The 23450-nt window shown below is 46.1% G+C and carries 22 protein-coding genes, 1 pseudogene and 2 riboswitches; of the genes and pseudogenes, 7 read left to right on the top strand and 16 right to left on the bottom strand.

The features are described from left to right. Nucleotides 1-244: 244 nt before the first annotated feature. Nucleotides 245-1360 carry a citrate synthase/methylcitrate synthase gene (locus tag VN24_RS21970; RefSeq protein WP_045672170.1) on the top strand — a complete coding sequence of 372 codons (1116 nt, stop codon included), beginning with the start codon at nt 245-247 and terminating at the stop codon, nt 1358-1360. A 32-nt stretch (nt 1361-1392) separates the two neighbouring features. Here the strand turns inward: VN24_RS21970 and VN24_RS21965 are convergent, their stop codons facing one another. Further along, nucleotides 1393-1812 carry a hypothetical protein gene (locus VN24_RS21965; protein WP_045672169.1) on the bottom strand — a complete coding sequence of 140 codons (420 nt, stop codon included), beginning with the start codon at nt 1810-1812 and terminating at the stop codon, nt 1393-1395. A 128-nt stretch (nt 1813-1940) separates the two neighbouring features. Continuing rightward, nucleotides 1941-2136: riboswitch (cyclic di-AMP (ydaO/yuaA leader) on the bottom strand. A 123-nt stretch (nt 2137-2259) separates the two neighbouring features. Then, nucleotides 2260-2444: riboswitch (cyclic di-AMP (ydaO/yuaA leader) on the bottom strand. A gap of 248 nt (nt 2445-2692) precedes the next feature. Beyond that, nucleotides 2693-4069 carry an N-acetylmuramoyl-L-alanine amidase gene (locus VN24_RS26555; protein WP_052703081.1) on the bottom strand — a complete coding sequence of 459 codons (1377 nt, stop codon included), beginning with the start codon at nt 4067-4069 and terminating at the stop codon, nt 2693-2695. A 263-nt stretch (nt 4070-4332) separates the two neighbouring features. Here VN24_RS26555 and VN24_RS21955 point away from each other — a divergent pair, with 263 nt between their 5' ends. From VN24_RS21955 to VN24_RS21945, 3 genes are all read left to right on the top strand, one after another. Then, nucleotides 4333-4965, top strand: a complete 633-nt coding sequence (locus tag VN24_RS21955; protein WP_045673570.1) for a futalosine hydrolase — start codon at nt 4333-4335, stop codon at nt 4963-4965. Continuing rightward, nucleotides 4965-5822, top strand: a complete 858-nt coding sequence (locus VN24_RS21950) for a 1,4-dihydroxy-6-naphtoate synthase (protein WP_045672168.1) — start codon at nt 4965-4967, stop codon at nt 5820-5822. Before VN24_RS21955 ends, VN24_RS21950 begins: the two co-directional genes overlap by 1 nt. Nucleotides 5823-5974: 152 nt before the next feature. After that, nucleotides 5975-6643, top strand: coding sequence for an NAD-dependent epimerase/dehydratase family protein (locus tag VN24_RS21945; RefSeq protein WP_045672167.1), 669 nt, complete (start codon nt 5975-5977; stop codon nt 6641-6643). Here the strand turns inward: VN24_RS21945 and VN24_RS21940 are convergent. From VN24_RS21940 to VN24_RS21880, 14 genes and pseudogenes are all read right to left on the bottom strand, one after another. Then, nucleotides 6579-7022: pseudogene (locus VN24_RS21940) on the bottom strand (HAD family hydrolase); the annotation flags it as partial. The gene VN24_RS21945 and the pseudogene VN24_RS21940 overlap by 65 nt on opposite strands. 50 nt (nt 7023-7072) lie before the next feature. After that, nucleotides 7073-8005: a tyrosine-type recombinase/integrase gene (locus VN24_RS21935; protein ID WP_045672165.1), complete on the bottom strand. Its 933-nt coding sequence runs from the start codon at nt 8003-8005 to the stop codon at nt 7073-7075. A 155-nt stretch (nt 8006-8160) separates the two neighbouring features. After that, nucleotides 8161-8544, bottom strand: coding sequence for a hypothetical protein (locus VN24_RS27115; RefSeq protein WP_082084008.1), 384 nt, complete (start codon nt 8542-8544; stop codon nt 8161-8163). Nucleotides 8545-9360: 816 nt separating this feature from the next. Further along, entirely contained in the window at nt 9361-9696 is a 336-nt protein-coding gene (locus tag VN24_RS21930; protein ID WP_045672164.1) for a hypothetical protein, read from the bottom strand. Nucleotides 9697-9727: 31 nt separating this feature from the next. Continuing rightward, entirely contained in the window at nt 9728-10123 is a 396-nt protein-coding gene (locus VN24_RS21925) for a DUF4259 domain-containing protein (protein ID WP_045672163.1), read from the bottom strand. 258 nt (nt 10124-10381) lie between these two features. Beyond that, on the bottom strand, nt 10382-10954 hold the full coding sequence (locus VN24_RS21920; RefSeq protein ID WP_045672162.1) for an SMI1/KNR4 family protein: 573 nt from the start codon (nt 10952-10954) through the stop codon (nt 10382-10384). Nucleotides 10955-11181: 227 nt separating this feature from the next. Then, nucleotides 11182-11637: a DUF5071 domain-containing protein gene (locus VN24_RS21915; protein ID WP_052703080.1), complete on the bottom strand. Its 456-nt coding sequence runs from the start codon at nt 11635-11637 to the stop codon at nt 11182-11184. Between the two features lie 180 nt (nt 11638-11817). After that, a complete protein-coding gene (locus VN24_RS21910) occupies nt 11818-12288 on the bottom strand; it encodes a hypothetical protein (protein WP_045672161.1) in 471 nt (156 codons plus the stop codon). 244 nt (nt 12289-12532) lie between these two features. Next, the gene (locus VN24_RS21905) at nt 12533-13153 is read right to left on the bottom strand and encodes a hypothetical protein (RefSeq protein ID WP_045672160.1); all 621 of its coding nucleotides are present in this window, start codon (nt 13151-13153) and stop codon (nt 12533-12535) included. Nucleotides 13154-13366: 213 nt separating this feature from the next. Next, entirely contained in the window at nt 13367-13972 is a 606-nt protein-coding gene (locus VN24_RS21900; RefSeq protein WP_052703079.1) for a hypothetical protein, read from the bottom strand. Nucleotides 13973-14202: 230 nt separating this feature from the next. Beyond that, the gene (locus VN24_RS21895) at nt 14203-14514 is read right to left on the bottom strand and encodes a hypothetical protein (RefSeq protein WP_045672159.1); all 312 of its coding nucleotides are present in this window, start codon (nt 14512-14514) and stop codon (nt 14203-14205) included. Between the two features lie 574 nt (nt 14515-15088). Then, a complete protein-coding gene (locus VN24_RS21890) occupies nt 15089-15313 on the bottom strand; it encodes a hypothetical protein (protein WP_045672158.1) in 225 nt (74 codons plus the stop codon). A gap of 1 nt (nt 15314) precedes the next feature. Further along, nucleotides 15315-15578 (bottom strand): hypothetical protein, encoded by a 264-nt coding sequence (locus VN24_RS21885; RefSeq protein ID WP_045672157.1) that lies wholly within the window; start codon nt 15576-15578, stop codon nt 15315-15317. A 45-nt stretch (nt 15579-15623) separates the two neighbouring features. Beyond that, nucleotides 15624-20306 carry a cation-translocating P-type ATPase gene (locus VN24_RS21880; RefSeq protein ID WP_052703078.1) on the bottom strand — a complete coding sequence of 1561 codons (4683 nt, stop codon included), beginning with the start codon at nt 20304-20306 and terminating at the stop codon, nt 15624-15626. A gap of 184 nt (nt 20307-20490) precedes the next feature. Between VN24_RS21880 and VN24_RS27750 the strand changes: the two genes are divergently transcribed. The 3 genes from VN24_RS27750 (at nt 20491) to ppk1 (ending at nt 23412) form a co-directional block, all read left to right on the top strand. Next, on the top strand, nt 20491-20655 hold the full coding sequence (locus tag VN24_RS27750; protein ID WP_158453698.1) for a hypothetical protein: 165 nt from the start codon (nt 20491-20493) through the stop codon (nt 20653-20655). A gap of 96 nt (nt 20656-20751) precedes the next feature. Further along, nucleotides 20752-21102: a hypothetical protein gene (locus VN24_RS21875; RefSeq protein ID WP_238590753.1), complete on the top strand. Its 351-nt coding sequence runs from the start codon at nt 20752-20754 to the stop codon at nt 21100-21102. A 171-nt stretch (nt 21103-21273) separates the two neighbouring features. After that, complete coding sequence (gene ppk1 / locus VN24_RS21870) at nt 21274-23412, top strand: polyphosphate kinase 1 (RefSeq protein WP_082084007.1); 2139 nt, start codon at nt 21274-21276, stop codon at nt 23410-23412. Nucleotides 23413-23450 lie beyond the last annotated feature (38 nt).

The raw sequence follows: 23450 nt of genomic DNA, 5'->3' as shown, positions 1-23450 counted from the left end.
TTAAGGTCACGGTTTAACAGTTTCAATTTTTAGTTGCGATAAATGATACATACCGGTCACCAGTTTCTTCGCAATTAAAATACCTTTTGCTACTATATCATAATCGCGTGGAATCGCAACATTCAAGGTGATAATAAATATTTATAGCCTTGAATAAAAACAATAAATTAACAATATCATTGTTTCGAACTATACTCATATCTAGGCTCTTGTGAGACCGATCTCGATTGAGGAGTGAATATATATGGCAAGCGTAACGGGTTTGGAAGGCGTAATAGCGGCTTATACGGAAATTGGATTGGTGGACGGCGAATTGGGGCATCTGGTGTATCGCGGTTATCCGGCGCAGGAGCTTGCGGTTTCGAAGAGTTTTGAAGAAACGGCATTTTTGCTTTGGCATGGCCGCTTTCCGCAAGAAGACGAACTGACGGCGTTAAAAAAACGGATGTCACACTATCGAAACTTGCCGGACTATATTTGCCGGATTCTGGAGCTTCTTCCGGCTTCAATTCCGGTAATGAGCGCGCTGCAAACGGCGGTAGCGGCGCTTGCAGAAGCCGAAGGCAGCGCATGGCCGCCTTCGCTTGCGCAAGCGGAACGGTTAACGGCGATGCTGCCGACGATGATCGCTTACCGGGCGCGGCGTATAGCCGGTTTGCCGGCGCTGCAGCCTGATGCGAATCTTGATCATGCGGCGAATTATCTTTATATGCTCAACGGCCGGAAGCCGGAGCGTTCACATGCGAAGGCGCTTGAAGCGTATCTTATTTTGGGGATGGAACATGGCATGAACGCTTCGACGTTTGCTTCCCGTGTCATCGTGTCCACTCAATCGGATATGTGTGCGGCTGTGAGCGGAGCGATCGGAGCGATGAAAGGCCCTTTGCATGGAGGCGCCCCCTATGAAGTCATTGCCATGCTGGAGTCGATCGGCAGCAAGAGCAATGCGGAGCCGTGGATGAGGAATGTGCTCGATAACGGCGGCCGCCTGATGGGCTTCGGACACCGCATATACAAAACGAAGGATCCGCGCGCGCAGGCGCTGCGGGCCGTCACGATGGAGCTGACCGGCGACGATCCATCCTTCGATCTGGCAATCTATGTGGAAGATACGGCCATTCGCTTGCTCGAAGAATATAAGCCAGGCCGCCGGTTATTCACGAATGTAGAGTTTTATGCGGCGGCGATTATGCGTGCAATCAATCTAAGTCCGGATCTGTTCACGCCTACATTTACAGCAGGCAGAACGGTCGGCTGGACGGCCCACTTGCTCGAACAAGCGGCAATCAACCGGATTTTCCGTCCCGAGTCGATTTACATCGGCACGATGCCGTCTATGTTGGATAACGACCTTAATTGACCGAGGGATTACAAGACGTTAACGGGTTCCGTTTACGGTTTGGGCGGAAAATGATCGGCAATGAGCGTTGAAATATCGTTTTTGATCGTATGAATTACTTTGTTCACGCCCGCTTTCTTATAATGAAGGCGGGGATCGTGACTGCCGGTAATGACATAGATCGGTTTTTTCGTCCAGCTCCGGCACATCTGAGCATAGCGGCAGCACAAGTTCAAGCTTTTTTCGAATAAATATATTTTTGCGACCGCAATCGGAGCGAACTCCTTCCACGAATCTTTGTCGGCCGTATTCACCCTAATAACACGGTCTGCGCCTAGACTGCATATCCGCTCATACTCGGTCTGGTTATTTACCATCACGGCCGTCGGAATTCCTCTTCGGCTCAATTGTTTGAGGAATTCTTCCCCTGCAGCATTAGGAGCCGACACCAATATATAATCCTGTTGGTTCACACTGTTACCCCTTCCAATTCTGGTCTGAAAACAAGCCGCAAAAAAGAAGCCGCGACGGAAGAGGAACTCTTCTCGCGGCTTCCAGGCACAGTGAAAACAAACCGTGTCGAACGTTCACGATCAATAGTTGCCTCTCTAAAATACGCTTACGAGGTTAGCTGCCGGATTCGGGCGTCAGAGTCGCCCTTCCTTGGAGCTGCATAAACCTACTTTCGTCAAGGTCAATGCAGCCCTAAGGATTCACCCCATGGATTCCGCTCACACGGAAAATCCGCTCGGTTCCCCCGCTCCTGCGTTGCAAAAAGGATTCAGCGATAAAGACAGATTTATTGGATTTGCATAGCCAAATGAGAGCACAAAAAAAGACCGCAGAGGATTTCCCAGCGGCCGTCATCATCACAAGCTGCATCATCCTCTCTCCTGCAGAACGCCTTGCCCGAACAGCATAACGGCATTCTCTACGCTTGCGAGGTTAGCTGCCGGATTCGGACGGTGAGAGTCGCCCTACCCGAAGAACCAACGACCGATACGTTGTTCCTTCAGGATTCACCCCGGATGAAACGGCAACATGTCAGAAGCCTTTCATCGTTGGTTCCCCCGCTTTCCTAATGGAAATTCAGCGGCGAATCGCATTCGATTCATGTTGAATATTACGCCGACCGCCATACTTTGTAAAGGGATATGTCAGGCCTAAGATGGGCGTAATCATTTATTTTTATGACTGACAAGAGATAAGGACCTCTATTTCATCGCCATTCTTAATTTTTCTCCTGATTACTCCGATTTTTGGCTTGTTTCCGCATTTAATGGCTGCTTGGTTTTGATGATTTCGGTTTATAACAAGAAAAATATCCAAAATCAGGTCAGAAAACTGCCCTCTTTATAACGTATTCCTTGTCTGCTTTTGATAATACGCCTTAATGCCTTCATAAATACCGCTGGCCAGCTTGTCATGATAAGCGGTTGTTAAGCTGGCGGTAAGCTCCGCAGGGTTGGAAAGAAAGCAGCCCTCGATTAAAACGGCCGGTCGGAGGTTATTACGCAGCACATAGAGCGGATCCTTTTTCACATTCGCTTTCTCTTCACTCTGAAGAGATTTCAGTATGGAGTGCTCAATCGTTTCTGCCAGTCTTTTATCCGCTGGATCGCTGTAAAAGGTTCTCGTTCCAGATATATCAGGGTCATTTGCGAACATATTTTGGTGAATGCTGACGAACAGGTCCGCCCTATTCCGGTTGGAAATATCGACTCTTTTGGCCAGCGAAATCGATTCGTCATTGGAGGTTCGCGTCATGATTACATTTGCGCCGGCTGCTTTCAGTTTGTTCTTTAACGCCACCGCCGCTGCCAAATTCACCTTGCTCTCGTAGACTTCAATTTTTTTGCCTTTTGCACCCGAGTCTTTGCCGCCGTGACCGGCATCAACGACGATCGTTTTGCCGGTCAACGGTTTCACGGCAGCGGTGCTCACAAGTCTAATTTCGCCGCCAGCCCTCTCCCTTGATCCAACTTGCTGCGATGGTTTTCCGTACCTCCAATGGACATCTTCGGCTTGCACCCATAAACTGCGGCCGTCGCGATTATACAGCTTGATCCATTGTCCGCTCACTTGTTCCGGCACATACAAGGAAGCCTCAAGCGCTTTCGTACAGCTAAAAGTTAGATCGGGACCTGAATAGAGGGTGGCTCCTGCAGGTACGGATAAAGACTGGCTTTTCTCCTCAAGTTGGACGGTTTCGGCGCTTCCCGCTGCGATCCATCCAAACTGCTTCGCATTCAGTCTGACTTTGATCCATCCTTTCTGCTGCGTTACAACAGGGAACCAATCGCCGGCTTCCGTATGCAGCAGCTCCGGTGAAGAGCGTCTCGGTTCAAAGCGGATCACTGAAGCAGATGCTTTCACACGAAGAAACAGGTGTTTAGCCGTGTGGATAGATGATGAAGCGGCTTTGTTTTGAACGGACCTGGCATTCGGCCTCTTGCCCTCCGTAACACTTTTCGAGGTAAAAGCTGCTGAACCGGGGGGCTTGTCCTTTTTCACGGGGGGATACACAACGGGTTCTTTTAAACCTGCCGGGGACAAATTCGTTTCGTCCGTTAACGATTGGGCAGGCGGATTCGAAGTCCCGAGCGGCGAAAGCTGCGCATGCAGCAAATGCAAAACGATAATCGTCGAGCTGAACGCAAATACGAAATGAAACCAAAACAGCTTAGACACACTTATTTTGGGCGACGGCCGGTAAGGTTTGTCCTTCATTCTATCAATCCCTCCTGCTCGTTCTATCAACCTTGCTTATGAAGGATATGAGAGAAATCGGAGATTCATGTCTGAAATTTCGTTTCATCGCGGCCGATCCTATCGTGTACTGGAGCAGAAGCCATAATGAGTGATATACTGGATAACATTAATAGGGAAAATAAATGAAACGGCGGTAGCAGATGATGATCAGGAATGAAACCTTCAATGAAGAAGCGAACATAGCAGCCAATTCTTCGCCCGCGTCGCCGGATAAGCCGCGCATGCTTATCATGACCGCCGTCGAGGCGGAACAAAACGCCGTATTGCGCGGCCTTCGCGGCAGCGATCGGTTTGACGTTCGGATTGCCGGAGTCGGACCGGCTGCGGCTGCAGCCCGAACGGCTGCGGCACTCGCCGGCTCCCGGTATGATCTCGTCATAAGCGCGGGCATCGCCGGCGGATTTCCCGGTATTGCGGAAATCGGGTCGATCGTTGTCGCAGACGCGATCGTTGCGGCCGATCTTGGCGCGGAGACGCCGGAAGGCTTCACAAGTGTGGACAAGCTCGGATTCGGTTTCTCCCAAATTGAAACCGATCATTTGCGGCTATCCCGCCTGGCTGGAGCACTGGAAGCAGCCGGCATGTCCGTTCATACCGGGCCGGTCCTCACCTTGTCGACGGTGACCGGTACAAGCGAGACGGCGGAACGATTGGCCGCTTTAGTTCCCGGAGCGGCAGCGGAAGCGATGGAAGGATTCGGCGTCGCTTCGGCTGCTTTGTTGTTCGGATTGCCGGTGTTGGAGATCCGGACGATTTCAAATGCAATCGGGCCGCGCGACCGCTCCGCATGGCGGATTAAAGAAGCGCTGGAAGCACTTGAGGCCGCCAGCGCCGTACTAACGGAGGTGCTGTAATGAACATCGCTTTTTCTCCTTGCCCGAACGACACGTTTGTATTTCACGCCTGGGTCAACGGGCTGCTCCCCGGTGCGCCGGAGCTTAACGTTACGTATGCCGATATTGACAAGACGAACCATATGGCCGTCAGTCACAACGATTTTGACGTGCTCAAAATATCGTACGCCGCCTTGCCGTGGGTATTGGACGATTATGCGCTGCTGCCTTGCGGAGGCGCGCTTGGCAGAGGCTGCGGCCCCCTCGTGCTTACATCGGGGAACGCTACTAGCAACATGGACCCGTCAGCTCTTTCAGGAAAAAGGGTAGCCGTACCTAGCGAGCGTTCGACCGCCTATTTACTGTTCCGACTGTGGGCGGCACGCAACGTTCCCGGAGGCGTCGGAGACATTGTAGTCATGCCGTTTCATCAAATCATGCCCGCTGTCCGCGACGGATCGATCGATGCCGGACTTGTCATTCACGAGGCGCGATTCACATATCCTGCTTATGGACTTCATATGCTGACGGATTTAGGCAGCTGGTGGGAATCGGATACCGGGCTGCCGATTCCGCTCGGAGCGATCATTGCACGCCGCACGCTTGATCTGGCGAGCATCGCCAAGTGGACTACCGCGTCCGTCGAATACGCTTGGAAGCATCCCGAAGCGTCACAGGCGTATATTATGAACCATGCACAGGAGCTATCGCCCGAAGTGGCGCAAGCTCATATCAATCTGTATGTAAACGAGTTTACGGCCAATCTCGGGGACAGCGGTTATGCGGCGATCAGCGCGCTGCTTAACAGGGCTGCAGAGGAAGGGCTAGTGCCGAAAGTTGAACCTGCCAAGCTGATGTGGCCGGTTCATCACATGTAAAGGAAATTGAACTTGCAAGGGAGACGCAGGCAACCGCGTCTCCCTTCACTTGTATCGGATTCGATTACGTATGACTTCGAAATACTTTGTATGATATTTATTTTTAAGCATCGATTTTAACGCATTCATAAGAAAGGGGCTCAATAATAGAAATGCGCAAAAAGTCCGCCGTCTTGATAGGAGCTACCGGTCTGATCGGGAAAGAATTGGCAAAAGTACTATTTCAACAAAATAACTATGAAAAGATTCATTTATTGGTACGCCGTTCTTCAGGTCTCCATGATCCGAAGTGCGAAGAGCACATCGCGGATTTTGATCGTTTAGATCAGCATTCGCATTTATTTCATGGATCGGACGTATTTTGCTGTTTAGGTACCACGATGAAGCAAGCAAAGACAAAAGAGGCATTCCGAAAAGTGGACTATGTATACCCTGTTGAAGCGGGTAAATTGGCTGAGCAATTTCATTCGGAACAATATCTTATTGTCACGGCATTAGGCTCCAATCCTGACTCTGCTATATTTTATAACCGTGTCAAAGGCGAAGTGGAAGAATCCATTAAAAAGCTGCGGCTTCCTGCCCTTCATATTTTTCGTCCTTCGCTGTTGTTAGGGGAGCGGCAGCAATTCCGTTTGGGAGAAAAGTTGATGATAAAGGCCGCACGTGTACTAAATCTATTTATGGTTGGAAAGTTACGTCCTTATAGAGCGATCGAAGCCAAAAAAGTAGCATTAGCGATGGCTGCAATTGCAAAATCTAACAAAAGTGGAGCACACGTTTATCCCTCCGACGAGATCGATCGGATAGCTGCTGAGAGTTAACACTCGGGCGAATCATAAGCTCGTTTTCTTGTGCAAAATTAAAGCGACAGCCAATTGCCATCAAACCATTGTTCTTTGCTGCATTTATATCAGACAACCTGTCGCCAATAACTGCAGCATTTTTGATATTATATTTTTGTAGAATATGGCAAACTAAATCTGCCTTATTTTGACTATGTATTTGTTGGATGCTAAAGGTTTCTACCACCCAACCATCCAAACGGAAATATCTTACGATGGCTTGCAGGTACTCGATTTCCCCATTACTTGCGATAAAGATAGAATGACCCGCTTGTTTCAACCCACTGAAAACCTCGATGACATGAGGATAGAGGGCACCTTTACCATTATTAATATTAGCAATTAACTTCTCCTGGAAGAATTGGTTGGCATTTTGCATATCGAATATAAGTGAGATTGGCATATTTCCTATCTCTCCAAACCGCTCGGGATTTTGTCTGAAATATTGTTCATCGCTCCTTGAAGCTGCTTATTGTCCACATGCGTGTAAATTTGCGTCGTCTCGATGCTCGCATGGCCGAGCAGCTCCTGCAGCGTACGGATGTCGGTACCGCTGCGGATTTGCATGGTGGCGAACGAGTGCCGCAGCTTATGGCTGGACAATTTCTTCAAAGCAAGTGTCGGAACCTTATCTTTCAGACGAGCCAGTGTTTCATCGGCAATCGTCTGAATCATCCGGATCGACAGTCTCCGTCCGAATTGGGAAACGAAGAACGCATGCTCCTTGCTCTGTTTCGGGACGATGCGTTCTTCCAGCGCTTGGCGCAAAATGGCGCTTAACGGTGCAGGCAGCGGTATGATGCGCCACTTTCGCCCTTTTCCGAGCACATGAATCGAACCACTGGGCTGGAAGTCCTGTACGTTCAGCCGGTGCACTTCCCCCACCCGCAGGCCGGCATACGCCATTAGCAGCAAAATGGTCATGTTCCGGTACTTATATTTTCCTTCAATCGACTGAAACAATAATTCCAGTTCGTGATCTTCCAAGTATACGGGAATCCGGTTTTTGGTCATCTTTGACTTGGCCGTCAAAGCGGCGGGATTTACGTTCAAGTGCTCCATTTCAATGAGCGATTTATAAAAAGCTCTCAGCGACGACAGCTTCCGGTTCCGCGCTTCATCGCCCGAACCGTTCTCACGCATGAGCGACAAAAACCGCATCATATGTATTTTTCCCGTCTGACTCAGCTCGGTTGGATAGATGCTCCGTAAATATTGGCACGTATCCGCCAAATAAGCCTGCTCCGTCGATTTCGTCATTCCCTGGTTTTTCATCCAAATCGTAAACAGCTGCAGCTCCGTTTCATAGTGCTCGAGAATGTCATGATTGTAGCCTGTCATCCAATTCCTCCCCAAATCGCTTCAAAAAGCTTGGGCATTTGTCCTTCTATCATATGAAAAATGCGGTTAAAACGCAAACTGCGTGAAATATGTATTTCACGCAGTTTTTTGAACCGAAAATACCAGCTCAGTTTGTCTGAATATGCTTCCTCAAACTATCCGATAGCTACAATAATACTTGTAATGAGCAGCAACAAAGATACAGGTGCCCAAATTCTTCTTTCTAATACGCTCCTTGTAATTAAGTTCAGTATTGTAGCAATCACCGAAAAAGAAACAACAAACCAGATAGCTAATTTTGTAAACGAATACCAATCAGAAAATATTAGACCTGATTTACTTAGCACTATTGAGGCTATTAATGTCAGAATAAGGACCTGAATTATAGAGGCTAAACGCATAGCTGGCGGATATTTTCCGGGAAACTTCCCCCCCATTGCATAACTTCCCCAAGGCATTCCTGCTGCTAACGCAAGTTGAAAAAGAATTACAATTCCAATTAAAGTAGAGAATATTATTGCTGATATTAATACAAACATATTCACACCACTTACTAAGCACTTTTCTTACAGTTCAATTTTTTTCGCCTAACGGTTTCGTATCTTTGACACCCATGACTTAAAGGCGAGCCGACTCGGTTAGCTACGAGATGTGTCAGTTAGAACCCTTACCACCTTAAGGCACGTCAGTGCCGGCCGCGATGCGGTTAGGTGGTGCAGGGTTGTTCGCCTGATCTAAGGAGCGTTAGCGACGCAGCGTTAATACGGTGTTATGCGCAGTTACTGCCTTCTTCGAATCTTCAATCACTAAAAGTTTCTCTATTACCGTTATTTAAAAATTTCTCTTCTCCACCATATAATTGAATTGTTCGAACTCTTAATCTATTCTTAATCGCTATCTCCATGTTAACTAATCCTTGTGATCCTATATTATGCGTATCATCCGTTCTTTGTCCCATATATCTGCATATTTTGCTTCCAATTGAATCCATCCATTCGTTGAAAAATTCGTGAGTTATCAAAATCGTTGAAGTCTTTACTATAATCCCGATCAATCTGATTTGATTGAATCATTTCTGTAAACTCACCAGTTAAGTCATATGAACCATAATGTATTTTAGAACTATCATCATCAATCTGATCAATACTGCTTTCTTCGTCTCTGCATCCGCCTCGGATAAATTTTCAACAATTTCCAGTAGCTCTCCCCGGTATGTATTCAACTGCTCAAACAAGACTTCATGCCTTCTTTCCATACAGGTACCCCCATTTCCTGGCGGACCAAGGCGCGAATGCGCCGCAGCGTGAATACGGTGTTAGCTGATGCCACCTCTTCTTCGAACCCTCTAAGAAATGTTAATCATTATTCTTTTTAATATATAGATATCGGTTCTTTCCAATAGAAATATAAAAGAAAATCAAAAATGGAATAATAATTCTTGATCCTGTTAATGGACTTCCACATTCCAATTTAATTTTTTCATTCTCACTTATTGTAAATCTATATTTATTACTTCGACACCAATCAATTTTTAAATATATCTCGTATTCACCTGGTTCTAAACGGATCTCTTTTATATTTCCATCTTTTATTATGCCTACTTCCGAATCATTAATAATTATTTTGAAATCTCTTAGTTTATTTACAAACTGTGATAATCTTTTAAGTTCAAGAAGTGATTGAGAGTTCATATAATTGCTCCTTAAGAAATTAATGATTACCTCACAAAATTAATCTTTCTTCTAATTCCTTAATAGTCTTTACCCAGTCCTCATAATTTTCAGATTCCTGCCATAATTCTTTAAGTTCTGATATTGTTAGTATTTTTCCAAGTGCTTCATTAGCTGTTACTAGGAGATTAGTCCCCTGCCCTTTATGTTGGTTTATCCAATCTTCAAGTTCATCATCATAATCTTCTGTTCCCGGTCTATTTTGCATTGCAGCCAATATTTCTATTGCTCCAACAGCTATTGATGCAGTAGCTGCATCTAAATAACTATCGTCAAGTACTGTATTGATCGATTCAGAAATTAATCTCAAATCTTGAGTATCTAAGAGGTCTTCTACCCAATCTAATACTATATCGTTTTCGAAGTTTCCATATCCCCAGGCTCCCATGTACGAACACCATCACTTTCTTTTAAGATTTATTACATCTATTATCGGTAATTCGGGAATTTCACATAACGTTGTTGTATTCACGAACCCTCACTGGCTTAAGGGAGTGATAGCGACCGGGTCGTTAGACTTAGCCAGTGCAGGAGGGTTGTTCGCCTGATCTTACATCACTGCAATTGCCTCGGGCGAACCAAGGAGCGTTAGCGACGCAGCGTGAATACGGTGTTATATGAAGTCACACTCTTCTTTGAATAACAATCAAACGCCCTTATGTGTCTTATAGTAAGTCTCAGCCGTATAAATATTCCAATACCAAAACTTGTTTCCTTGAGCCATCACTAATCGATCTAACCATATTTCAAAATTACTATTCAAATTAATTGGATCCTCCAAATCCAACACATCTGACCAATACAAATAATTCTTGTTTCTACACAAAGGATCACACTCTGCAGAGTTGATTAAAAGTAATTCTTCTCCATTCTCAATACCTATAGGATAAAACGATTCTAATAAATCATCTCTATAGTCTTCATAATTCTCAATAATTTCTTCAATAGAAAACAGTTCTATTCCCCCACCCAAATCGTCGTCTAAAGAGTAGAGAATTCCACCATTATGTAGCTTCAAAAAATCAATATAGTCTGGTGGAAGTACTAGATTAGTTTCCTTAGTAAACAAACTAAATTCAGACTCTTCAGCAGGCTCATTAAATTTACAAATGGTATTTAGTTCATTACCTTGATCTACTTGAACTCTTAAAAAGTTCTTCTCGCTTTGTCTTTCTTTTAATTTTTGTAGTGTAAGGTGTACGATAGGAAATGTATTCATTTGTTTTTAGCTTCCTTTCTATTCTATTGTGTGATTTCATATAACGTTCTTGTATTCCCAAATCCGAGAGGCTTAAGTGAGCGTCAGCGAACGAGTCGACAGACTTAGCCTCGCAGGATTGTCTGTCTGACTTCACCTCCCCGAATTATCTACCGGCAGACCAAGGAGCGTCAGCGACGCAGCGGGAATACGGTGTTATCTGAAGTACTCGCCTTCATCGATTTATCCTACTCAAGTCTTTGTAATAAGTCTTCTACTATATATTTTAGATCTGAACTTTTTTCATCCTCTGTTGGATAATTATTAATTCTTTCTAAGTCAGGTTTAAGATCAATTAATATATGTTTTGGTAGATCCGTTAATAGGGAATACAATATCCAATACTTCCATTCCCCATCGCTAGTTCTGAATATTCTCCTAATATGAGGGGTTAAGTCTTCAGGAAAATGAAGTAGTATTGTTTGTATCTCACGTGCGATTGGCCAGTTCATATCCTGTAACCATTCCAAGAGCTCAGGTAAAATTAGTTTCAGTTCTTCTAAGTCAAGTGTCTTTAGTTTTTCAATGCTTTCAAAGTCTTTCTTATGTTTTGGAATAAGCTCACGTATATCCAGCTTTACCCACCTGTTTCTTATAATTTTTATGTCTCTTGCGAGTATTTCAGATAACGTTGTTGTATTCACGAACCCTCACCACCTTAAGGGACGTTAGTCCCGGCCGCGATGCGGTTAGGTGGTGCAGGGTTGTTCGCCTGATCTAACATCTCTGCCATTGCTTCGGGCGAACCAAGGAGCGTCAGCTCCGCAGCGTGAATACGGTGTTATACGCAGTACCCCGCTTCTCTGAGATTGCCTCAAGATACCCTATATCGCCCGCTGTATGAATAATCGTTCTTCTAATCCAAACCGATCCATAATATAATGCCGAATTTGTATACTCTTCCCAATTCTCCATTCAAATGAAGGAAATCCTTCTGAATTTATAGGATATTGTTTAGTTGGTTTACCAAATGTGTTTTCAAAATGCTCCTGAAATTCCCTGAAAGACTCTATATAATCAGGGTATGATTCCCTAAAAAACTCCAGCATGTATAATCTATTTGGGGATTGACTGTAAAAATGAAAACCAAGCTTATGAGGTAGCCCACCAAGCGAGATACATTCAATAGTAAAATATTCATTGGTGACTTTCTTTAATGGCATACTTTTAAATAATTGAACCAATTCCTCAGGGACCAACTCCCATTGGACAAACAAATTTGGTTCTTCTAACTGAAATCCATCCTTTAGAGTACTCTTATTTTTTATGTACTTAATGGCTTTCAAAATCTTCATTTATATTCCCCCAAGAGAATTATGGTTTTTATTTGTTATGGGGTATTGCGTATAACGTTCTTGTATTCCCGAATCCGAGAGGCTTAAGTGAGCGTTAGCGAACGGGTCGTCAGACTTAGCCTCGCAGGATTATCTGCCTGACCCAACCTCTCCGATTTATCTTCGGGCAGACCAAGGAGCGTCAGCGACGCAGCGGGAATACAGTGTTATGTGATGCCGCTACATCTTCGAATATTCCTTAAAATCACTTCCATGTTTCATATTCTTCTTCAAAAGCCATGCACCAATATCCAGTATTATCAACTATCGATATGGCATTTCTATTATTTATGATCTTACTTAGTTCATTGAAATGATAAGCTTCTATCCTATCTAAACTATTCACTTCATCATAATAGCGATAGATCATAAGAACTTCAGATCCTTGTTTCAAATTTCTTTCTTCTACCAATTTATTGAGATAATTTATTCTCTCTTTAGTTTCAACATTTTGAATTCCTATTACATAATGTGGTAGATAATACTCTTCTGTCGCACAAAATAATTTATCAATTGTTTCAATATCTTTCCTAGATAGATTCTCTCGTTCAAGATGTAAAACAACATATAAATAATTCTCTTTGTCAATTCTTTCATCCCATTTCCACCACGACAAGTCCATCGGCCGTGATCTACCATAATCCAAATTAGGTTTTGTATCTTCTACAAATGAAAATAGACCAAGCATTTCTCCTAAATTCGCAAAATAATCAATCTCTCTTTTGGTAAACATTGAGCGATTAGTTGCTTGATGGAGATTTAATTTTCTATAATTTCTAACATAACCCTCTAAAAAACTCATGAGATTAAATTGTTCTCTTGTCATTTGTTTCTCCTTTTATTGGCGGTTTCACATAACGTTTTGTATTCACGAACCCTCACTGGCTTAAGGCGCGATAGCGCCGGGTCCGACGGACTTAGCCAGTGCAGGGTTGTCTGCTGAATTATCTTCTCTGCTTATTACCTCTGCAGACCAAGGAGCGTCAGCTCCGCAGCGTGAATACGGTGTTATGCGATGTTATTGCCATCACGAATTTACTTACAAAGTCTTTATGCTTCCTTCCCATATTTCACCTTCATATATCTTGTACATTGTGTCGGGTTTATTATCAATGGTAGTTTCTTCGATTGCATATGCCTTCTTTGTTAACTTGGTGATAAACTCCTCTTCTAATTCATCAATGTTCTTAAAATATATTGTCTCATCAATACACTGCTTCCAATGAAAATCTGTTAACTGTTCTAGTTGATATTTTTCTTGGGGAAACGATTTAGCGTTTATACCCTCATTGAATTTATAAAAATCCAGACAATCTCTAATTGCAACAACAACTTGAGAATTAATAAAGTTAGGGTCAAAAAGCCATATTCTCAGGTAATAAGGTTCTCCAAGACTAATAAGTGTTTTATTCCAACTATGATATATCTCAACTAATGCTTTTAGCATTATTCTTGAGAGCCATACCGGTGGGTTCCTTCTTATTAATCTGTACCAAGGATCAATCCAAATCTTAACGTAATCGCGATTATGCTTAAGAAGATGTTCAATATCTAACTCAAGATTTTGTTGCTTCCACTGTTCTACACTTCTAAGTTGTCTTTTCCATCCTCGAATTTTCTTCTTGTTACCAGGTACTGTTTTCATTTCTTTTTCTCCAATGCAATAATTTCGCATAACGTTCTTGTATTCACGAACCCGAGAGCCTTAAGTGACCAACGGGAACGGGTCTTCAGACTTAGGCTCACAGGGTTGTCCGGCTGATTCCGCTTCCCTGCTTTTCAACTTCGGCCGGACCAAGGGCGTCAGCCCGCAGCGGGAATACGGTGTTATCTGATGCATCCTCCTTCTTCGAGTTAACTAAAAAAATAGTCTCTTTATTCTTTAATAGATATTATTTTCCCTTTAGCTACTGTTTTACTATTTAATAATATAAAATCTTTGCCTACTTCTAATAAATGATTAGGTACTTCTTTAGAATCACAAAAAAGAAAATACATGTCTGCAGTAGTTTCTCTTGAATAGTTAGGTTTATTATGTAATTCGATTACCATACTCCATGCACCAAATTCATACTCTGGATCATCTTCGAACTTAATTGGTGTTGAAAAGTCACTTACTGGTATTTTCTTTTGTCCACCTTCATTTTCACTTGGAAAATAGAGATCAACAACAGCGATCTTCTTCATTTAAATACACCACCAACTAAGTTTTAGGTGACTGAATATATGGATTTTAAAAAAAGCGGATGTTTCAGATAACGTCTTTTTTACGAACTTCACAAATCATTTCATTATTGAAGTATTCACGAAAGTATCTAAATCCCCTTTATTTTCCTTTGGTTTTGCGTCAAAGAGGGTTCCTCAATTGCTCGTGGAAGGCAGCAAATGAATCAGCCTCCCAGTTTATTATAGTAGTTGTGATATCAACTTACGGCAATCGGCGCGACTCGTATCGAAAGCGCATTTAAGCCGCACCAATTCGGGGCACGGTATGCTCTTGCGGAACGAATTAATTTGGGCATATCTCAAGCGACTAACAAGAAAAGGAAACGACGATTATCAAATGATGATTTTACAGCCGTCATTCTCCTCTTGTTTGTGCGGGGTTCTTTGCTTTCCGAAATTCTCTTGCTTATTATTTTCCCAGGACTCGGTTTAAGCCAATTTTTTATGTTTTAAGTTTACATTAATATAGTTATGTCAACTTAAATCCAGGAACGCGAAAAAAGACAGCCTGGAAATCGACTGTCTCTGAACATGCTTACCGTAAACGCGGAAATGTAATCCATGATAGGACGTTCACCTTGGATTGCTTCCCTTTTTCACGGACCAATCCGATAAATTGGCCCAAAAACTGCTCCCATTTGCCGCCGATCATTTTTTTATCTTGCTGATGATCAATCACATGGCTGATGCTTTTTGACAATGCAGCTTCGAGGTGAACGGTTGCCTGCTGCAGATGATAATCTACGGACTTCTCTTCCATTCTATCGATCTCCTTGCTCTGATGATGCAATGTCTTGATCGAGCTGTTTTTTCATTCGTTCGAACTGCGCCTCTGCCACAATATCTTCGATTTCTTCTTTTGCAATTTGAACGATTGACCGGGTGCGGTTCATAAGCCCTTCCCCCGCTTCCCATCCGGCTGCCAGCAATGGACGCATCGTTGATTTTGCAATTGGCAGCAGTGTCGTAGCCGCTGCCGCAAGTGCAGCGCCTACAATAATTTTTTCGAAATGTTTGACGATCATGGAATCAGCCTCCAGCCGCATACGATATGGGACCGGAACAGCGGCTTATGCCGCTGCCCCGGTAAGTTGCAATTTTGGAGCCGTAACCTTTTTTCGTGACAGAAATGCCAGAACCGGTTTGGAAAACAAGGAGACCGAGCCGGCTACCGCCAATACCGGAACCCAATGGACAAGCGACAACGGCGCCGTGTGGAAGAACGTTGCTAACGGCGGAACATAAAGAGCCGAGAGCAGCGCAAGCCATGACAGGCTGAGCGCGCCGATCAAGAAGCGGTCCTTGGTCCATTCGCGCGCGCTTTGTCCATTCCCCTCCTGCCTCCATGAAAAAGTTTGAATCAGCTGGCCCGCAACAAGAGTGGCGAAAGCGACACTTTGCGCGACTTGGACAGGAGCTCCGGCCGCCAGGCTGGCCGCAAACAGTCCGAGCGAACCGAGTCCAAGCATGACGCCGCGTACGACGACCTTTCGGTACAAACCGCTGTCCACGATATCGGTCTTTTCCGTGATGCCGCTCTTGTTACCGGGATTGACGGCGAGAACCATCGCCGGCAGCGCATCGGTCAACAAATTCATCAATAAGATTTGCACGGGCACAAGCGGGATCGGCAGGCCGATCATTACGGCCGCGCTGGTCACGATAATTTCGGCAAGGTTGCCGGTGAGCAAGCATCCAAGCGCTTTGCGGATGTTGCCGATGATCGTGCGGCCCTCTTTAACCCCATCCACAATGGAGCCGAAATGATCGTGCTGCAGCACCATATCCGCCGCTTCTTTGGTCACTTCTGTTCCCGTTTTGCCCATTGCGATGCCGACATCGGCCTGTTTGATCGCCGGCGTATCGTTTACGCCGTCCCCGGTCATCGCGACGACATGACCCCGCTTCTGAAAAGCATTCACGATGCGCAGCTTATGCTCAGGCGTTACCCTCGCAAAGATCGATACGCTCTCCACGATATCAATCAGTTCTTCGTCACTTATCCGGTCGAGTTCATGACCGGATAATACTTGCTGCGTACCATCGTAGATGCCGATTTGTTTACCGATCGCAATGGCCGTAATTGGGTGATCTCCGGTAATCATGACCGGCTTTACCCCCAGCGCAAGCGCACTCCGGATCCCTTCTTCAACCGCCGGTTTCGGCGGATCGGCCATTCCTACCATTCCGACGTAAATCAGATCCTCTTCGTCAATGCAGCTTTCGGCATCTCCCCTATCCACGGGACGGTAGGCGAATGCAAGCACCCGCAGCGCTTCGGAAGAAAATTGCTCGTTTTGCAGCAATATTTGCTTTTTATGCTCTTCAGTCAATTCGAACAGCTCGCCATTCGCCTGATAGCGGCTGCAGCGGCGAAGTACGGCCTCCACCCCGCCTTTCGTAAACATGTAACAGCTGCTGTCGGCCGCTTGATCGTGACAAACAACGCTCATTTTTCCGGTACTGGAGTCGAACGGCACTTCCTTGCTTCTGTGCCAACCGGTCAAGTTTTGCAGCCAGATCCCGTTTTTGGCTGCAAGCGTCAGCAGTGCCCCTTCCGTCGGATCCCCTTTGATGATCCATCTTCCGTCTTCCTGCTCGAGCTTGCTGTTGTTGCAGAGTGCGCCTATTTCGAGCATCCGTTTCAAATCGCGATTAAACAGCGGATCGTCACTTCCGGCTTCCGGTTGTAACTCCGCGGCCAGTGCTGCAGCTGCTTCCGGTGTTACCTCTTGAATTTCTCCGACAGGCTCGTACCCATTGCCGGTAACCGTCCATGCTCTATTGACGGTAGCGACGGTCCGGACCATCATCTCGTTTTGAGTGAGCGTTCCGGTCTTATCCGTGCAGATGATTGTTGTTCTCCCCAGCGTTTCAAGTGCGGACAGTTTCCGGACAAGCGTTTTCTTTTTGGCCATACGGAAAATACCTGCGCTCAGCGCAATTGTAATCGTCACCGGAAGCCCTTCCGGAATGGCAGAAGCCGCGAGTGCAATCGAAGTCGATACCATTTGGTTTATCGGAACGCCGCGAAGCAAGCCGGTAACAAAAACGATCGCTCCGGCGGCCAAAGCGCCTTTTACAAACGTTTTGCTTATGGAGGTTACCTTTTCTTGCAGAGGTGTGACCTCTTTTTCCTCCTGTTTCAACAGCGAAACAAGATGACCCATTTCGGTCGTCATCCCGGTGTTAACAACGATACCTTCGCCTTTGCCGCCGCAGATATCGGTGCCCATATAAAGCATGTTCGTCCGATCCGAAAGCGGGCAATGCTCTTCGAGCGACGCCGCGTTTTTCTCAATCGGGAGCGATTCCCCGGTTAAGGCCGCTTCGCTGGCGCGAAGGTTCCAAGCCTGCACAATCCGGATGTCGGCCGGCACTCGGTCGCCCGCCTCGAAACGGACAAGATCGCCGGGAACGAGCTCCGCTGCGGAAATTTCATATTCAGCGCCATCGCGCACGACTCTGCAGAATGGCGGTTGAAATTGATTTAAAGACTGGACGACCTTCTCCGCTTTCCGCTCTTGAATCGTGCTAATCGCGGCGTTGGCAAGCAAGATTGCCCCCATTGCGATGCCATCAAAAATACCGCCGGTAAATAACGCTAACGAAGTTGTCCCTAGCAGAATAAGGGTTGTAAATTCCTTAAACTGGCCGAGATATGTCACGAGCCATGGGACAGGCTTTTTGCCTTCCAATACGTTCTTACCGTGAACGCTTTGAAGCTGGGAGATCCGGGATACCGGAATTCCACCCAGCGCGTCAACCTGAAAGCGGCTGGCCAGCTGTTCGCCGGTAAAGGCATGCCATGCCGGTTTGTCGCTCGAAGCGGCCACCTCCTGCAAGCTTGTTGCCGGGATGGCCGGGCAAGCCGTTTCGGCTGCCTTTTTGGATCTGGTCAGAAAAACGAGCGATAACGCATCCGCAGCCAAATTGACTACCGGTGCGCTTAACGTACCGATCGATGCCAATGCGGAACCGATTAAGTTCCATCCTTTCGTAATTTGGAAATGCTCGTTGACGGTTCGGTCCACTTGCATCGCATATTGCTTTGTTTCCAATATATCCGGGATTTGATCCTCATGGATGGAAGGAATGCCCGCTTCCGCCAAATACTCGTTTAAAGGGCTTCGCTCAAAGCCGGCAACGATAAGCGCTCCTTCCCCCTGCTGCCTCATCCCGGCAAGCCGTTCGATCATTTCACCCGGCTGAAGCTCCAGCCAGCTTGTCTCAAACCCGTTCTTCTCCAAGCACGCCTTACTAACTTCGTTTTCGTTTTGCAGCACGCCAATGCGGTAACCTTTCTCCACAAACAAAGACAGCTTTTTCCCCAGGTCGTTTAAAACGGATGCCTCTTTTCGCGCAATAAAACCAAAGCACGGTTCAGGTTTGTGACCCGCTTTGGCGACAAACAGCACTTTGAACCCTTTCCGTTCCAACCGCTTGGCATCGATTAAATAGGTATCGCAAGAGATGCCGTTCCGCTGGAGACAAGCGGCACTTCCGACGAATACGGGCATTTCGTTAATTTCGCCCGTTAGTCCGTCCTCTACCTCAGTAACATGAAAGGCCGACCGAATTGTTCGGCATGTCCGAACCGCATGATCCCATACTTCATTCTTCCACGGATGATCGGTGTTCTTCATTAATGAAGCGGCACAACAGATTAACCTCTCTTCATCCTCTTCTTTAGTGATACAGGTAAGAGAATCCGTGCTATCCTCTTCATGAAGCAGCATTGACGCATCTTCAATGAGGATCGTATTTGTCCTGGCCAATTGCGGCAGCGAGCCGTTCGAAGGGACAGCCAAGTTTCGTTCATGGGAGACGACTTCGGCCTGCCGCCACGCGTACTGTGCAGGTATTGTAGCCGGACGGGGATTCGCGGCAAGCAATACCGCAATGCCTTTAAGCGGGTTGCGGGTAATTGCCCACGTTGCGGCTCCTCCGATCAGTCCCCATTTGGCCGCTTTCTCGCTGTAGCTCTGTATTTCCGGAGAAAGCATATTTTCGTCTCCCGGTCCAATCGCCAGCCGGCTTCGTTTCCAGTTCATATATTGAAGAATGCTAAGTCCCGCAAGAACAACCAAATTTTCCCTTACTAAAGCAAGCGCTAAAGCCGACGTTCCGAGCACCAAATCCGAATTCCATTTTTTTGTCTGTGAAAAGGATTCAAAGCCCCGTCTTAAAAATGGATAGCCGGTAACAACCGACAGCAAGCCCGACATATAAAAAGGTACCGGACTGGCAGCCAAAGATGATGGACCGTAAAACAGCCGTTTTGCCCCTAAAAAGGCAACCCCGCCCATCGCTGCCGCAAGCGGAAGCGGCACTTTCTCTCTCGGGGGTCGGGTATCCAAAGAAACTACCGGACCCAATTGATCCCTCAAATCCTGCTCCTCTAACCACTCTGAGGCGGCTGCAGCTTCTTTTACTGCTGCTGCTGCAGGGACATGAGCTGCGGGAGCGGCGGCTGTTTGTCCGGCTTGAGAATCGGGATCGCCTTCCTGAACGAATCTTTCTACCTTTTGAATCGTGTGGATGATAGCCTGAATTTCAACCGTGCTCTCATCGTATTCGATCAAAACGCGCCCCGTCACGCTGCAAGGAACAATACGGCGTATCCCAGCGACAGATGACAGACGATCCCGCACCATTCGGGCCGTATTTGGATTCCCCTTTAATCCGGAAATTTCGATGCGTATTCGACCCGGCAATACTCGGAGGAATCTTTGCTTTTCCTGCAGCATCATATGACAGCTCCTCCAAATCAGTTCAATGCAATTACTATTCTTCATACGCATCTTTTTTATGCGCGAAATGGCACGTTGCACTAAACGAATAAGCAAATGCAGATCAATGAATAAATCTCCGTTATTTTTAAATAATGTAACTAACGAAATAGGCAGCAACTACCAAAATCATGGAGGTCAAATGATGTTTAAATCTCGGATCGGCATTATTGCAGCTGTTGCGGGTGCCATTATTGCCTTATCACCGGAAGCAAGAAAGGCGCTGCGAACATTGGCCGTCAAAGGGACAGCGTGCATATTTGATGTGAACGACAGGTTAAAGTCTGGAATCAAGTCGTACAAACGGTAAAAATTAACAGAAGAGACGAAAGATAAATCTGCAGCGAACAAGGGCATACTTGATAAGGGAACAACTCATATCAATCCGATAAGGCGGTGAACAAGCATGATTCAAGGAATGTTCCAAGGAGGTTCTCTTTGGGGCGGACTCATTTCCGGAGGCGTCTCCCAATTCAAAGACACCCAAAGTTTAAGAAGCGGACAAATGGATAAATCGCAATATGCGGTCAACACGTCGGAAAATGTGACGGGCGCACTCGGCGTTATGGCCGGTATCGAGTACGGTGCCATTTTGGGAACATCGATCATGCCCGGTGTCGGTACGATTATCGGTTCCATTGTAGGCGGAATGCTTGGCGATTCCGTTGGCCGTAAAGTTGGGCATCAGGCCGGAGAAATGATCGTAAAAAACCGGATGACGCAAGGAGTAACGAAAGCAGTCGAAGAGGCTCTGTAACGAAGCCATTAACCTCGCTTTCACGAGGGTGAAGGCGAGTGTTTTTCGATGAAGGAGGAACTTAGCTATGGAAATACCAGAGAAAGACAAGCCTGTCGAAACGATTAGCTTCCGTCCAAGCGTGACGTTTAATTTGTTTAAAAAATTCGGGCGTTTATTGTTTCGAAAATAATGGCAAGCTGCAAATATATCAACCGCGATTTAAGCTGGCTTGAATTTAACCGGCGGGTTCTTGGTGAAGCGCAAAATGAACACACCCCGCTATTGGAACGGGCGAAATTTTTGGCCATCGTATCGAGCAATCTGGATGAATTTATGAGCGTGCGCGTCGCCGGGATCCGCAATGACATGATAAACGGCATCACTGCAATGGATTTCAGCGGCTATTCGCCTGCCGGAGTGTTAAAGAGAATCATCCGCAGAACGGAACGGCTTGTGAACCAGCAATATGCAACGCTTCGTCAAGTTTTGGACCGGCTGGCTTCCTATAGAGTCACATTTGCGTCATACGAAGATTTGACGGATGCTCAGAAGCAAGAAGCGGACACTTTTTTTTATCGCAAAGTGTTTCCCGCTATTCAACCCGTTCTAATTACGGAAAAAGAGTCGTTGCCGCTTCTTTTATCCAACCGCTTATATTTTTCGGTCGTTCTGAGGCCGGCGAATACGGAGTCACCAGATGAATTTAAGATGGCTTTAATTGAATTTCCGGACGAATTAGGGCGTTATTTTGAACTGTCACCCGTTAGCAGCACGCTTGGCCATACGTTCCTGATGCTAGAGACGTTAATAAAAGCGCATATTTCGGTCTTTTTCAACGAACAAACGGTTGCGGACGTGCGGCTGTTTCGGATTATACGGGATTCCGAACTATCATTGGAAGAACAGGATGCGGAAGATTTACTCGTAGAAGTGGAACGGAAATTGCGGCGCAGAAAACGCGGTGCGCCGGTGCGGCTCGAGGTGGAACAAGATATTCATCCGCACGCATATCGCTTATTGACAGAGCACTTGAACGTTGAGGGCAACATTGCAGTGATCAACGGACCCGTCGATCTGAGCTTTTTAATGAAATTTTCGCAATCGTTACCGGGATTTGACCATTTCAAATATCCGAAGCATAAAGCGGTTTATCCGGTGGAGCTAAAGAAGCAATCTATTTTCTCCGTTTTGCAGCAGCGGGATGTCGCCGTGTTTCACCCTTTTGAATCGTTTGACGCATTTGATGATTTTATCGAACAAGCGGCCGGCGACCCGGCCGTTTCCAGTATCAAAATGACGCTTTACCGCGTCAGCAAGCAATCGAGAATCGTCCGCTCATTGGTTCTTGCCGCCGGGAACGGAAAAGATGTGACCGTTATCGTTGAACTTAAAGCCAGGTTTGATGAAGAGCGTAACATCGCGTGGGCCAAAAAATTGGAAAAAGCGGGATGCCGTGTCATTCATGGATGGATCGGGTTAAAAATTCATGCGAAAATGACGCTTATCGAGCGCCGTGAACCGGACGGGTTGAAAAAGTATGCTCATCTTTCAACCGGCAATTATAACGGACAATCCGCAAAGCTTTACACGGATATAGGCTTGTTTACAGCGCATGCCGTCATTGCCGACGACGTCGCCAATCTGTTCAATGAAATATCGGATTTCAGAACGCACCTTAAATCGAAAATGTTAGCCGTTTCGCCAACCGATTTGCGGGATACGGTTTACAGTCTCATCGAGCGTGAAATGAAGAACGCCGCCGCCGGTCTTCCCGCTAAAATCATCGCCAAAATGAATTCGCTCTCCGATCCGGCTATGATCGATAAGCTTTATGAAGCATCGGGCGCCGGCGTTCAAATTGAGCTGATTGTACGCGGCATCTGCTGTTTATGCCCCGGAATTCCCGGACAAAGCGAAAACATTAAGGTACGAAGCATCGTCGATCGTTTTCTGGAACATTCACGCCTTTATTATTTCAAAAACGGCGGAAATGACGAGGTCTGGCTCTCAAGCGCGGATTGGATGACCCGGAATTTATCCCGCCGGATCGAAGTGATGTGTCCGGTATCGGATCCTGCAATTAGACAAATCATTACGCTGCTCTTAACTCTTCAGTTGAAGGATAATGTGAAATCCCACCAACTGCTGACTGGCGGAAAATACAAAAAAACAGCTTCCTACTTTCCGTATATCCGCAGCCAATATCGATCTTTGCCGCTCATCGTGTACCGGAAGCATGTTTCATCCCGCATTCCGTTTACTCCATGGTCCGGAAGGCGTAACATAATGGACCCGTTTACCGCTGCGGATAGTATGAAAAGTTATTGAAGCTAACAAGCCAGCCTCCTTTTGAGCCGGATTGTTAG

The sequence above is a fragment of the Paenibacillus beijingensis genome, assembly GCF_000961095.1.
GTDB lineage: Bacteria > Bacillota > Bacilli > Paenibacillales > Paenibacillaceae > Paenibacillus_O > Paenibacillus_O beijingensis.
The sequence above is the reverse complement of the archived record's forward strand: the minus strand, read 5'-3'. Positions and strand labels throughout refer to the sequence as shown.